The sequence below is a fragment of the Clostridium sp. chh4-2 genome (genome assembly GCF_002899675.1).
In the GTDB taxonomy this organism is placed as follows: Bacteria; Bacillota; Clostridia; order Lachnospirales; family Lachnospiraceae; genus CHH4-2.
Genome location: NZ_PKUU01000008.1, coordinates 209,548 through 223,466, shown reverse-complemented (window position 1 = coordinate 223,466; position 13,919 = coordinate 209,548). Strand labels below are relative to the sequence as shown.

Here is a 13,919-nt window from a genome sequence, read left to right as displayed (position 1 = left end):
TCTCAATCCGCCGTCCCTATTTCTATTTTGCGTAGGCTACCACTTCTTCCTGCCATTTCGTTCCGATGGTTTTTGCAGTCTCTTCCCATGCAGCCTGGTCAGTTACCATTCTCGCGTTCGCATACTGGCTGTCATCTATCAGCTTTGCTTTTAAGTCCGCCGGAATCTCCACGTTCCGCACCGGCTTTGCATAACCTTTTGCCAGGTTAATCTGCCCTTCATCGCTGAGAATATATTCTCTTGCAATGGCAGCCGCATGAGGGCGCTGGGAATATTTGTTAAGAATCGTACAGTAACCGCTTTGGATAGACGCTTCTGACGGCACATTCGCTTCAAAATCCGCACTTGGGTTATTTTCTACAAACTGGTCACGATAGCCCAAAGCATTATAATCCCATAAAAAGGCCACTCCAACTTCCCCTTTTTCAATTCTCGCCATCGAAAATTCGCCTAAGTCAAGACGCCCCTGCTCGGCAATCTTTCTAAAATACTCTAGTCCAGGTTCTATATTAGACTCGTCACCGCCCATGGCAATGGCCGCTGCCAGAACCGCATACTGTGCCTGAGTTGCCTTCGCCACGTCTCCTACTGCCACCATATAATCCCCATTTAAAAGATCCTCAAATGACGTTGGTGCTTCCGGCACCAGTTTTTTATTGGTCAGCATAGTCATGGTTCCGTAATAAGCGATGATCCAGTCTCCATCGTCATCCTTGGCCCAGTCAGGAATGGAATCCCAATAGCTTGTTTTATATTTCATCGTGACTCCCTTTTCCACTGCCACCGGTCCAAAAGCCTGTCCCACATCACCGATCTCTTTGGTCGCCTTATTCTTCTCGGATTCGAATATAGCGATTTCTTCCGCCGACGACATGTCCGTATCCACATGCTCCAATCCATATGTATCTTTAATCCCCTGCCAGGTTTCTCCCCAGTTGGCCCAGGTATCCGGCATTCCAACGGAATCCACGCGCCCTTCCTTTTTGGCTTCTTCTGCAATCTGTTCCAGGGTCATGCTGTTTAAATCCACTTCTTTGGCGCTTGCTTTGCCGGAACATCCTGATAATAATCCTGCAATCATTAAAGTCGATAACGCTGTGCAAACTATTCTTTTTTTCATACTTTCCTCTCATTCCGCCGGCTAAACGGCATTTTGAATCGATTGATTTTGTTTTTTTGATTTTTCTATATGTTGTGTGAAGCCTGTTATATTTTATCTGTATTCTCATACTTAGCGGCTTTCCGGATTTATTCCGGGTACAACAAAAATTATCATATCGGAAGTATGTAAAATGAGAGGAGGGGGAGGTGTTAAATATAGGTAAAGCTAAGAGGTGAAAGGGATTGCAATTTCGTTGAAGAGCAAAAATACATAGGAAAAGAATCCAAAAAAGGAACACAGTCCTTCCAAGGCCTGTTTGACCCGTTGACGGCTGTGTTCTCTTCCTGGATTCCTCTTTTGCGCCGGTTTTCACCTGCTTTGCTAAAAATATTTTATATCTGATTTTACATCGATCTTTGCATAAATCTCCAATGCATTTTTACATCAATCATGAAGGCATTTTGGAAAATGCCTTCACGCTTTACTTAAATGAATTCATCTCCATTAGCCAGACCATATATCCGGCGGACATCCTCTCGTTTAAGTTTTTCACAATTTCCCACTGTTTCTCTTCTTCCATTAAACATGCATTTTTCTGTCAATGAATCCAACTCTTCTCCTGTCAGCTTTCTGCCCATAAGCTCTTTCAGATCGACCGGCATTCCCCACTTCTTAAAATATTCTACTGTTTTTTCTATTCCGGCTATAGCAGCAGCTTCCTCTGTTGTACCGGTAATATGAAGCACCTTATCTGCATATCTGGCATAGCGTTTTATATTGTTTTTGTATGTATACCTGGCCCAGCTGCACCACATTGCGGTGACGGTTGCCGCGTGGGTCTTTTCATACATGCCGGAAAGTTCGTGCCCCATATTATGAGTTCCCCAGTCAAACTGTCCGCCTAAACCACAGTACATATAAGCCGAAGTTCCGGCCCACATAATTTCTGAAGTCACATCGTAATTCTTTGGATCATCCAAAAATGTGCCGCTGAGTTCATAAAGGGTTCTCATCATCCCTTCTGAACACTGATCTGAAATCCGGTTTTCTCCATGCTGGGTAAAATACCGTTCAAACGTATGGGATAGAATATCAGCTATGGTGCAGGCGCGCTGAAATCTGGGCAGAGTATATAGGATTTCAGGGTTCATAAACGCATAATCTGCCCGGCTGGCTTCACAATACAGACTTCTTTTCAATCCTTCTTCCTCATTCATCACCACAGAAGAAGCATTTGTTTCGCTTCCTGTGGCCGCAGTAGTCAACACTACCGCCATTTTAATAGCTGTTACCGGTTTAAATTTCCCTTCGTAGCAGTCCCAGATATCCACCTGGGGATTTGCGGTTCCCACACAGATGGCTTTTGCAGAGTCGATAGCGCTTCCTCCTCCAATAGCTGTCACACAATCCACCCCGTAATCCAAACATTTATTGATTCCGGAACGTATTACGGAAAGCTTGGTATTGGGCACCACGCCGCCATGACGTATGGTACTGATTCCCTCGGCATTCAAATATGTCTCTACCCTCTGCAAAATCCCCAACTGCTCTGCAATCTGGTCATAATGAAGCAGAACCTTTTCAACCCCTTCTTCCTTCATCTTTTTTCCAATTTCCATTTCAGCGTTTTTTCCAAATATAATTTTAGTCGTAAAATAAAGTTCAAACCCGTTCATCCAATCCCTCTTTCCCCGTTAATGCAGCCTGTTTTCTCACTTTATCATCTTGCCGCAAATTGCTGGTGTAAATGCCACGCCCACCCCTAAACGATCTGCGCCCATATCGACAAATGCTTTCGCTGTTTCATAATCGCTCATACCTCCGGAAGGTTTTACTTTTATCCTGCCGCCCGCGGCGTCTATCATTGTCTTCACACTTTCCATGGTGGCGCCACAGCCTAAAAAGCCTGTAGAGGTTTTTACGAAATCTGCTCCGCATTCAATACAGACTTCTGTACCTTTTCTGATTTCCTCTGTTGTAAGCTGGCTTGTCTCAAAGATAACCTTAACTCCTACCCCTTGAGCATGAGCTGCATTTACCACAGCTCTGATTTCGTCTGCTACCCGGTCCCATTCTCCGGACTTTGCCAGGCCAAAATTCATCACCATATCAATCTCAACCACCCCCATACCGGCATAAATGCGGGCCAATGCTTCTTTGGCATCTTTTCCCGCTGATCCATGAGGGAAATCCAGAACACAGCTGACAAGCGTATCCGTCCCCCGGCACATTTCCTGCGCAAGTCTTATGTCACATGGTCTTACACAAACGGTTTTCACATGATAGTCGATCCCCATCTGAATTCCCGCCTTTGCTTCCTCCTGTGTAAATTCCGGTTTTAATACCGCATGGTCCAGATATCTGTTTATTTCCATATTGTTTCTCCATTCCTCCGCTGTCTGCGGAAATGTTTTATTTTTACCACCATTTAATCTGATCCGTAATGTAAGCTCTCAAAGTTACAAATTCCGGGTCCGCAAAATTTCTGGGACGGGGCAGGTCTATGTTAATTTCTTCTTTTATTTTGGCCGGTTTATTCGTAAGAATCAGCACTTTTTGAGCGAGATAAACCGCTTCTTCTATATTATGGGTAATGAATACCACCGTGCTTTTTGTCTCTTTCCAAAGCCTGATCACCTCATCCTCCAGATAATATCTGAGCTTAATATCCATTTGGGCATAGGGTTCGTCCATCAAAAGGAGATCGGGATTCATGGCAAATGCCCTTCCTATAATAATTCTCTGCTCCGTACTGACAGAGAGCTGATGTGGATAGCTTTTTCTTGACTTTTCAAGCCCCATCAGACGCAGAATATTATTTACCCTGGTCTTGATTTCTTCCTTAGGAAGCTTTTTTATCTGGAGACCAAAGGCAATATTCTGCTCAACTGTCAGCCATGGATACGCAGACGGCTCCTGAAAGACAAAAGCCAGATTATGCTTTTTCGGATCTGCTGGCACTCCGTCTATCAAAAGTTCTCCTGATGTAGGCTCATAAAGCTTTGTCAGCAGGTTCAAAAAGGTCGTCTTTCCACAGCCCGTAGGTCCTACCACGCAAACAAATTCTCCTCTTTTTATATTAAATGAGATATCATCCAGCACGAGCAGGTCGCCAAACTTTTTAGTGAGATGTTTCACTTCAACTTTAATTTCTTCGCACTCCTTCTCAATCATAACAGCCGCTCCTTTTCCGATCTATAAAGCGAGATCCGTGTTCTCCGCAATCTCCTGTCTGATCTCCATAAAGTATGGGTCCACAAAATTTCTGGGCCGGGAAAGATCAATTTCATAAATCTTTTTTACAGTTGCAGGACATCCACTGAGCAGCACAATTCTGTCTCCCAAGTATACGGCTTCTTCAATGTTGTTCGTAACAAACACAACCGTTCGTTTATCCTGTTCCCACAACCGGCTGATCTCCTCTTCCATGGCATATCTGGTCTGAGCATCCAGCGCTCCAAACGGTTCGTCCATTAAAAGCAGCTGAGGATCGGCGGCATACGCCCTTGCAATGCCCACCCTCTGTTTCATTCCGCCGGAAAGCTGAGACGGATAGTGTTTCTCAAATCCTTTCAGCCCCACTAAATCTATGTATTTTTGTGCGGCCTGCCGCCTTTTTTCTTTCTTGACCCCTGCGAATTTAAGACCCAATTCCGTATTCTGCATCACTGTTTTCCACGGCATAAGTCCGGTTTTTTGAAAAACCATGGCGATATCCCGGTTTGGCTTATTATGCGTTTTTCCATCCAAAAGCACTTCTCCCGAGGTGGGTGCATCAAGTCCGTCCATAATATTTAAAAGAACTGATTTTCCACAGTGCCCCGGCCCTAAAACAACCAAAAATTCATTGTCGTAAACATCCAGTGAAACGTCTTTAACCGCCTCAAAAGCTTCCGATTTCGTATAAAATTTTTTATTCACATGTTTTAGGCTAAGCCTTATCTTTTTTCCATCCATGGGCAAGCCATCCTTTCAACCAGTTCAAATACAATCGCCAAAAGAGCACCTACAATGCCTATGGCAATCATGGCAACCAGCACAAGAGGGGTATCCGCGCTGTCCATACCCCGGCTGATTAAAAATCCAACTCCAGAGCTGGCGCCCAGCATTTCAGCCGCCACCACCACCATCCAGGCCGAGCTGGTGGAAGTCCTCATTCCGGCCAGAATCGCCGGCATGATCGAGGGCATAGCCACTTCCCACAAAAGCTGGCGGTTGTCCGCGCTGAAAGATTTTGCCACGTCCAGATACAGTCCTTCCACATTGCTCATTCCAGCCTGGGTATTTACCACTACGGGTATAAACGCTCCGATAAACACGATCAATATCTTAGGCATCTCGCCTATTCCAAAACAAATGGTTATTAACGGAATCCACGCCAGCGGCGGAATCGGGCGCAGCATGGTAAAAACAGAGCCAAACAGAGCGTTGGCAGCCCTGTTCCATCCAATTACCACACCAAACGCCACACCGGTTACCCAGGATATCAAAAGTGCAATTCCAACCCGCCTCAAACTGGCCGCCACATGCTGCAGAAGATTTAATTTCTTGACCGGTTTTGAAAATGTCAGCATAAAGCGTTCCCACGTTTTTTGTGGGCTGGGAATCATTTCGGGATAATTGGCTGCAACAAAAATCCATATTCCCAGCAGAAATGAAAGCGAAAGCGCCGTCACAATGATCCGTTTTCTGTTTATCCGCTTACTTTCCATCATTTGTTTTCCTCCATGCCAGAACCTTTTTCTCTGCAATCGATAAAATTCCATTGAAAAACGCCCCGACTGCGCCGATCACAAGCATTCCTAATATAATAATATCCGGCCTGCCAAAGGATCTTCCTGTCAGAATCATATAGCCAAGGCCTGAACTGGCCGACAGCATCTCCGCCGCCACCAAAGTGGACCAGGAATTGCCCAGGGCAATTCTCATACCCGCAAAAACCATTGGAAGAGATGCCGGTATCCCCACCTTGTAAAAAATAGTGAATTTTGACGCTCCGCACGTCTTTGCCACATTGATTAAAACAGGACTTGCCAGCTTGATTCCAGTATAGGAATTGATTACACAAGGAATAAACGCTGAAAAAAATATAATAAATGCCTTGGCTTTTAATCCGATTCCCAACCACAGAATTGTCAGAGGAATCCATGATATAGGCGGAATCGGACGAATCACTTCAAATATCGGCCGGACAAATAAATCCACGTCTTCGTACCATGCCATAATCCATCCAAGCGGCACTCCAACAGCAATGGCTAATCCCAGCCCTGTCAGCGACAGCTGCAGGCTTGTGAGAATATTCGTCTGCAGAAGTGAACCGTCCGGGCTTTTATCACTTAATTTTACAAAGAACAGGTGAATCACTTCCGTCGGTTTTGAAAGTATTCTGGAACTGACAATTCCCGTTTCCAGAACCAACTGCCAAATCAGAAAAAATCCCAGAATCCCGGCTGCTGTCAAAAAAGCATATTTGGCGGAATCTTTTCTTTGTTTTTGAACAACTTCTTTTTCCATACCCTGCCGCCTCCTTATTCGATCTTCCTGTTTAAAGTTAATTGCGGCTTTCCAGTTCTTCTTTCACTAATTTTGCAATTGTATCGTCAATCATTCTGTTATCTAATAAGAAGTTTCTGTTTTCATTCGTATATTTTCCCTGATCCACAAAAAAATCAAAGGTTTCAAACAGATCCACTTCCACCTGGTTCAGCTTTCTTGCAGTATACAAGCCTCTGGGGTCCTCCATTTCATTCTCAAACATCGCAATACTCTCTTCCAGTGTAGGCACAAACAGAATGGAAACTGCATAAGCGGCATCTTCAGCCGTACAGAGCACTCCTTCGTCAGTACATACTTCCATATAATATTCTGCCGCCTCTTCCGGATTCTCAAGACACCATTTCGCCGATTGATAGTAAAGTTCATATGCTTTCACTATAAGATCTGTCTTATTCTCTATTGCATCCGAAGTCGCGCATACGTTGCAGACAATAATATCTCCGTTTGCATCTAAACCTCCCACTTTTTTATACCCCTCGCGCTCTGCAGCCAAAGCCAATGTCGACCACTCTCCGCAGCCATCCCCCTCTCCTGCTTTAAATCCTGCAAGTGCAGAACTCACATCCATATTGACAATGGTCACCTCATCTGTAGGCACACCCACCTTCTCAAGCGTTGAAAACAGTATTTTATGAAGCGTAGTCCCTACCGGAAGAAGCCACGTAGTTCCTTTCCAATCCTCAGGTGTTCCATATATATCTTCATAGCCGTCCACATGACCTTTTCCAGATTTTAAAATCGGAGAATCTTCTCGAACATATAAATTCAGACCGGCATCATAAGTTGCTGTCCCAATGCATTTTACGTCATATGTCAAAGCTCCCACTATCGTTCCAGGTCCTCCTGTTGTAGCGAAATCCCAACTGCTGCTGGCTTCCATCATTGCCGGACCATTTGAAAAAGTTACATATTCCAAATCAATGTTCAATTCATCGAACCATCCCTTTTGATCCGCCACATAAATCGGAAGAGCATGCTGTACTCCTACGAAATATCCGACATTTAACGTTGTCCTCTCTTTCATTGGAGAAATACCAAATTGCGTATCCTTTGTTTCATTCCCCCCATCTTCTGTCTGGCTTTCCTGCACATCTTTGGAAGTTTCCGTCTGTGCACCAGCCCCATTGCCGCACCCCGCCAAAAAAACTGTCATTGCCAATCCCCATGCCAATAATCTCTTTTTCATTTCGCCTCTCCTTTCACAATTTGCTCCAAATTTTTGGATTAACTTTTACCACATTTCAAGAAAATTCGACAGTAAATACTGGATTTTCTTCTTATATTTTCATATTATCATCGTTATTCCAAATTTTCAATCCTTTTATATCCAAAGTTTTTGGAATTATCATTCGTCTTTTTATTGACATACTTTATATTTTCTATTATACTAGCACTATATTATGGATGATAATCCAATTTTATCCAATTCCGCACAAAGGAGTCCTGCCTATGCGTCCTACACTTTATGAAATTGCACAGCAAGCGGGTGTTTCCATCTCAACTGTATCCCGCGTTCTTAATAATGACAAACAAAAGCCAGCCAGTCCTGCTACAGCTGAAAAAGTAAAACAGATCGCCAGATCATTAGGCTATATCAATGACATTTCATTTGCCAGAACTTCTGCTAAATCCTTGGCATGTGTGCTGGTATCGCCATCCGATAGCTTTAATAATTATTTTTTTGCACAGCTTTTAGTTGGAATCCAGGAAGAATCAGCCAGATTAGACTATGAATTGAAACAGACCATATCAACTTCAAACGTCGATATCTCTCCTATATTGAGCAGCCTGGAAAAACAGAATTATGACGGCATCATTCTTCTCGGGAGAATTACACAGGAGGTTATGAACCGTTTCAAACAGATGGGAACGAATCTTATCTACGCAGGTTTGAACTCTCCCAATGCTGATATTGATGAAGTCATCTGCGATGCTTATACGGCTACCACATATGCCACAGAATATTTCATCAAATGCGGATTCAAATCGATCGGCTTTTTAGGCACGATTCCATCCGATTCCGCCAATTATATCAATGAGCACCGGTTCCGTGCTTTTTGCGATACCTTGTCCGCCCATTCATTTCCGCTCGACATGGATTACTGCCGTAACATTATCCTCACAGCGGATCAGGCCTATGCAGCTGTTAACGACTTAATTGAGCATAAAAAACTTCCGGAGGCAATCATATGCGCAGATGATTATCCCGCCATAGGCGCTATCAGCGCCCTCCATGACCACGGTTATAAGATACCTCAGGATATTTCCATAATTGGTCTGGCAGATATTGACATTGCACAGTTCATATCCCCACGGCTCACCACTGTACGAGTTGTGAAAAAGGAACTTGGGGAGTTTGCTGTGAAAATTCTGGATGACCGGATTTCAGGAAGACATACGTCTCCAATTAAAGTTCAATTTCCATGCGAACTGGTTGTCCGCGAAAGTTCCATTTCCCTTTCGTAATAAGGATAAAAAATATTTTGCAAAATTAAAAAGGTTCCGTAAGAAGGTATTTATGCCTCCTGACGAAACCTTTTTGTATCTTACCATATAACTCATGAAAAGCAAATCTGGTAAACCTCTTCATCTGTACTTTCCATATGGCCCTGGATTGTCTGATATATCTTGCTTACCAATTCAGGTTCCTCTTCTAAAATCTCCGCAATTTCTACTACTGACAGACCTTTTTGCTGTTTTTTGCGAATTTGAGAAATCAGTTTCAACATTGCTCCCCGTTCCATCCCTTTCTCTTCACGTTCCACCAATTCATCCGCAAATAATTCTCTTAATGCCTCGCACATCTTTTTTCCCTCCTCATACTGCTCCTGGTTTGCCCGGATAATTAAATCCATCACTGCCTGATACAACGGATCTTTTTCTTTTCCCTTGTACACCAATGCCAATGGTTCAATATCCGATTTTATTTCCAGATCTTTTCTCAATCGGCTCAGCCAGATGTAATCTTCTTTCGACAGTTGATCTGTCACCAGCACCTGCACAGGAAACATCAGGCCATCCATATAGTAAATTCCCTCGAATACTTCCCGACGCAAAATGCCGTAATTCTTCTTTAAATGATCGATCAATGCCTTGGGATAATGGCTGCATACAAAAGTAACTGTCAATTCTTCCGGCGGTATTTCCATTACTTTTTCCGTATCCGACTGATAGATACAGACATATCCCATCACTTTGTAAAAATCATTAATGCTGATATAATCCTCCGGACTCTTATACTCCACAATATTATGCTGCCGAAACAGCTTGCCAATACTCTTTTTAATCACATGCCCAGGTGCCAATTTTATGATCAGCGTATCCATCCGCAGCGGTTTCTTACTCAGATTATATTCCTCTACAAATCGCAGATATGGCCGGTCTTCAGCAAGTTCAACCTGAAGCGCTGCTTGAAATGCGGGATGCCAATGCAGTGTTTTCTTCCCCATTTCTCTTCTCCTTTCAGTATAATCAAAATAAAACGCAACTTCAATAGATGCGGATAAAATTCCTCACCTCTCCTTCAATCCATATTTCAAGTTCTGAATTTGCGACCGAACCGGTCATTACAGTGCTGCTCACACTTTAGACTGCCGCTTAACGGCAAAAACTTCTTCTGCGAAAGAAATCCGCAGGAAACGTAATTCTAAACTCAGGAATAGTTTTAGTATAACACATACATCTATAAAATGGGAAGCTGCAAATCTTTATTTAATTGACTAAGAAATGCCTAAAACAAGTCCGAAAAAGCAACGTGGAATACCCCTTAGTAAGGGCATAAATTCATCAGAAAAACATCCTTTTCTGCAGGCCGAAGGAAGGGATCAGGTTCAATTGCAGGGAGACGATTCATTTTTATAACAGTTTTCTTCACATATAATCAAAATCGTCTGAGCGGCCTTACTACAAATAACTTCTCACTACTTCGCTTTCCAACCACGTTCCCAATCCCCATTCTTCTTCCATCCCGGCCTACCTTATTGCCGTACCGTTTATCTCACCGATTGTAAGATATTTTCCATCTTTTCCATTTCGTCTTCCTGCGTGCGGACAATATTTTGAGCCATCATCTTAACAGCGCCTTCGTCTGCATAATTCAGGATTGCTTTTGACATATCAACGGCCATTTTGTGATGCATATGCATTCCTTCGGCAAATGCCTGGTCAATGTTATCGGCTGAACTGTGGCCTTCATGATGAGCCGACATCATTTCGTTGTACTCCTTCAGATATGCCTCTTCTTTTTCCGTATCGGTCTGCCCAAGAGCCGTAAGTTCATCAATCAGGGCCTTCATCTGCCAGATTTCATCTGTCTGAGTTTCAATAATGGATTCTGCCATTTCTTTCAGCTCCTGATTCTCCCCTCCATATTTCAGATAGCTTTCCGCCATATCGACGGCCGACTCATGATGCGGAATCATGCCTTCCAAAAAATCGATGGAAGCATTTCCTGTCTTTTCTATTTCCGACATATCTCTCATCATAGCCATCATAATCTTGTCCTGATCATTTAAATAAGCTTCCAGGCTCTCGTCTTCCATATCCGTGTCCGAATTAACGGTTCCATGGCCCATAGCTCCATGTTCCATGTTATCATGACCAGAAATACCGGAAGTTTCATCTGTGAGAGAACTCTCTTCTGTCGATTCTCCGACTATGCCGTTTTCCTCTCTTTTGCTTCTGCTTTTATTGTAGCTTACCGCAAGCAGTATGATAAGAATGACTACTACTGCGGCAATTCCTCCTACCAACCAATAATTATTTTGTTTTTTCATAAAGGCTCCCTCCGAATTTTACTTTAATTCTATTATTATTATCTTGAGGGAGGCTTAAAATTATTCATGGCTTAAAAATGACAAAAAATTTTCATATGGATAGAATACCGCTAAATGGGCGTAGAACATCATTTAATATGAAAACATTGACAATAAATACTCTTACTACAAACTAAAAATAAACTATCATAAATCTTTATTTAATTGAGAAAGAAACGCCGGAAAGAAGGGGAAACCTGGGCGGGCGGCGAACATAGAGAACGACAGGGGATTCGGGTTACGACCCTAAGTAATACTAGGCCGCCAAGAGCGAAAAAAGGCAGCGCGGCGCCATTCACGATGAACTCTTTATGACTTCATCGTTCAAGGGCGCCTCAAACACTGATTCGGAATTCAGTATTTGTCTGCCTTTTTCCGTTCTTGCCGGCCAAGTATCACTAAGGGTCTGCACACGATCCCCTGTCGTTCTCTATGTTCGCCGCCCGCCCAGGTTTCCCCTTCTTTCCGGCTGTTGCTTGGCTAGCTGAGGGTAAAAAAGATTTGGTGGAGTAGTGAGTAAGTTTTTACATCAACCGTGAAGGGATTTTCAGAAATGCCTTCATGATTTAATGTAAAGAGTGAAGTCGTTTCGTGAAATGCCTTGACGTTTAAAGTAAAACCTGAAGTCATTTCTGAAAATCCCTTCACGATCTATGTACGAACTATGTAAATGTAGTGCTACATAAATACCTACGCACCAATATTGTTTTTAACCAGGCCAGCAAAAACCAGCCCGGAATCGGGAGGCGGAGCCGGGAAACGAAGGTTGGAGGGGCCGTCCGGGCCGGGGAAGGAAGATGCAGACAGATCGGATCGTATGGAACCCCTTTAGAACAACTTAGGCCCGTAAGGGCAGAACGAGGCAGGTAGAAACTGATTTCCGTGTCAGTTTCTAAGGCGCCCTTGAGCAGCGAAGTCATAAAGAGTTCACTGCGAATGGCGCCGGCCTGCCTCGTTCTGTCCTTACGGGTCTTAGTAGTTCTTAGGGGCGAATCCCGAATCCGATCTGGCTGCATCTTCCTTCCCCGGCCCGGACGGCTCCTCCGACCTTCGTCTCCCGGTTCCGCCTCCCGATTCCGGGCGTCCCCCTTTCGCCACCCCCGTTAAATAACAATTTACTGCATTTCATTCAAAAGTTTATCAATGCTTACCATCTTAACGCACAAAGCAAACAATTCCATAGCCACCATCAAATCCCCCAGCGGCGGATAAGAAGGCGCAATACGGATATTGCTGTCATGAGGATCTTTTCCATATGGATAAGTCGCTCCAGCTCCTGTCATTATCAGGCCGGCTTTTTTACATCTTGCAACGATCGCTTTCGCACATCCGTCTAAAGAATCAAAGGAGATGAAATATCCGCCCTTTGGTGACAGCCAGCTACCGATTCCAAGTCCGCCCAGCTCTCTTTCCAAAATTGTGGTAACCGCTTCAAATTTAGGTCTCATAATATCAGCGTGTTTTCTCATATGCTCAACCATTCCGTGAATGTCGCCGAAGAAGCGAACATGGCGGAGCTGGTTCACTTTATCATGGCCGATGGTCTGAATCTTCAGCTGCTTTTTAATGTCAACCAGGTTGTTGTGTGAGGTAGCGATTGCCGCAATACCGGAACCTGGGAAGCTGACTTTTGAAGTGGATGAGAATTTATAAACCAGGTCCGGATTACCTGCCCTCTTACATTCTGCAAGAATTTCAACCAAATGATCCTGGTCATGGTCGTATAAATGATGAATGCCATAAGCATTATCCCAATAAATTCTGAAATCAGAAGCTGCCGGTTTTAAACGAGCAAAACGGCGTACCGTCTCGTCAGAATAGGAAATTCCCTGTGGATTGGAATATTTAGGCACGCACCAGATTCCCTTGATCGCCTCGTCATTTGCCACCAGATTTTCTACGATGTCCATATCCGGGCCGGTAGGAGTCATTGGCACATTGATCATTTCAATTCCGAAATATTCTGTGATCGCAAAGTGTCTGTCATATCCCGGTACAGGGCAGAGGAATTTCACCTTATCCAGTTTACACCAGGGAGTATTTCCCATAACACCGTGAGTCATGGAACGGGAAATGGTATCGTACATAACATTTAAGCTGGAGTTGCCGTAGATAATGATATTGTCGGGATGAACCTCGATCATATCTCCGATCAATTCCTTTGCTTCTTTAATTCCATCTAATACGCCATAGTTACGGCAATCGGTTCCGTCTTCACATGTCAGGTCGTCATCGCTGCTTAAAACATCCATCATGCCCATGGACAGGTCTAACTGCTCTGCGCTTGGTTTGCCGCGGGACATATCCAGTTTCAGATCTTTACCCTGGAATTCCTTGTACTGGGCGGACAGCTGTTTTCTAAGTGACTGTAACTCTTCTTTCGTCATTTCTGCATATGGCTTCATTTTCTTCCTCCTCATTTTTACCTCTCATTCTGCCAGTTACGG

At 43.8% G+C, this 13,919-nt stretch carries 13 protein-coding genes; 1 reads left to right on the top strand and 12 read right to left on the bottom strand.

Going from position 1 to position 13,919, the window contains the following annotated elements:
• Positions 1-22 precede the first annotated feature (22 nt).
• From C0033_RS11010 to C0033_RS10975, 8 genes are all read right to left on the bottom strand, one after another.
• Positions 23-1,120 carry an ABC transporter substrate-binding protein gene (locus tag C0033_RS11010; protein WP_103227920.1) on the bottom strand — a complete coding sequence of 366 codons (1,098 nt, stop codon included), beginning with the start codon at positions 1,118-1,120 and terminating at the stop codon, positions 23-25.
• Positions 1,121-1,587: 467 nt separating this feature from the next.
• The gene (locus C0033_RS11005) at positions 1,588-2,778 is read right to left on the bottom strand and encodes an iron-containing alcohol dehydrogenase (RefSeq protein WP_103227919.1); all 1,191 of its coding nucleotides are present in this window, start codon (positions 2,776-2,778) and stop codon (positions 1,588-1,590) included.
• Between the two features lie 36 nt (positions 2,779-2,814).
• Positions 2,815-3,477 (bottom strand): deoxyribose-phosphate aldolase, encoded by a 663-nt coding sequence (gene deoC, locus C0033_RS11000; protein ID WP_103227918.1) that lies wholly within the window; start codon positions 3,475-3,477, stop codon positions 2,815-2,817.
• A gap of 43 nt (positions 3,478-3,520) precedes the next feature.
• Positions 3,521-4,276 carry an ABC transporter ATP-binding protein gene (locus C0033_RS10995; protein ID WP_103227917.1) on the bottom strand — a complete coding sequence of 252 codons (756 nt, stop codon included), beginning with the start codon at positions 4,274-4,276 and terminating at the stop codon, positions 3,521-3,523.
• 21 nt (positions 4,277-4,297) lie between these two features.
• On the bottom strand, positions 4,298-5,059 hold the full coding sequence (locus tag C0033_RS10990; RefSeq protein WP_103227916.1) for an ABC transporter ATP-binding protein: 762 nt from the start codon (positions 5,057-5,059) through the stop codon (positions 4,298-4,300).
• Positions 5,041-5,817: an ABC transporter permease gene (locus C0033_RS10985; protein WP_103227915.1), complete on the bottom strand. Its 777-nt coding sequence runs from the start codon at positions 5,815-5,817 to the stop codon at positions 5,041-5,043. Before C0033_RS10985 ends, C0033_RS10990 begins: the two co-directional genes overlap by 19 nt.
• Positions 5,804-6,616, bottom strand: coding sequence for an ABC transporter permease (locus C0033_RS10980; RefSeq protein WP_103227914.1), 813 nt, complete (start codon positions 6,614-6,616; stop codon positions 5,804-5,806). The genes C0033_RS10985 and C0033_RS10980 overlap by 14 nt, the downstream gene beginning before the upstream one ends.
• 37 nt (positions 6,617-6,653) lie before the next feature.
• A complete protein-coding gene (locus tag C0033_RS10975) occupies positions 6,654-7,844 on the bottom strand; it encodes an ABC transporter substrate-binding protein (protein WP_103227913.1) in 1,191 nt (396 codons plus the stop codon).
• A gap of 263 nt (positions 7,845-8,107) precedes the next feature.
• Between C0033_RS10975 and C0033_RS10970 the strand changes: the two genes are divergently transcribed.
• Positions 8,108-9,124, top strand: coding sequence for a LacI family DNA-binding transcriptional regulator (locus C0033_RS10970; RefSeq protein ID WP_180994680.1), 1,017 nt, complete (start codon positions 8,108-8,110; stop codon positions 9,122-9,124).
• A 92-nt stretch (positions 9,125-9,216) separates the two neighbouring features.
• Here C0033_RS10970 and C0033_RS10965 read toward each other — a convergent pair whose 3' ends face one another.
• From C0033_RS10965 to C0033_RS10955, 4 genes are all read right to left on the bottom strand, one after another.
• The gene (locus C0033_RS10965; RefSeq protein WP_103227911.1) at positions 9,217-10,107 is read right to left on the bottom strand and encodes a 3-isopropylmalate dehydrogenase; all 891 of its coding nucleotides are present in this window, start codon (positions 10,105-10,107) and stop codon (positions 9,217-9,219) included.
• Between the two features lie 543 nt (positions 10,108-10,650).
• Positions 10,651-11,433: a DUF305 domain-containing protein gene (locus C0033_RS10960; RefSeq protein ID WP_103227910.1), complete on the bottom strand. Its 783-nt coding sequence runs from the start codon at positions 11,431-11,433 to the stop codon at positions 10,651-10,653.
• Positions 11,434-12,444: 1,011 nt separating this feature from the next.
• A complete protein-coding gene (locus tag C0033_RS27630; RefSeq protein ID WP_278320747.1) occupies positions 12,445-12,570 on the bottom strand; it encodes a hypothetical protein in 126 nt (41 codons plus the stop codon).
• 17 nt (positions 12,571-12,587) lie between these two features.
• Complete coding sequence (locus C0033_RS10955; RefSeq protein WP_103227909.1) at positions 12,588-13,877, bottom strand: aminotransferase; 1,290 nt, start codon at positions 13,875-13,877, stop codon at positions 12,588-12,590.
• Between the last annotated feature and the right edge of the window lie 42 nt (positions 13,878-13,919).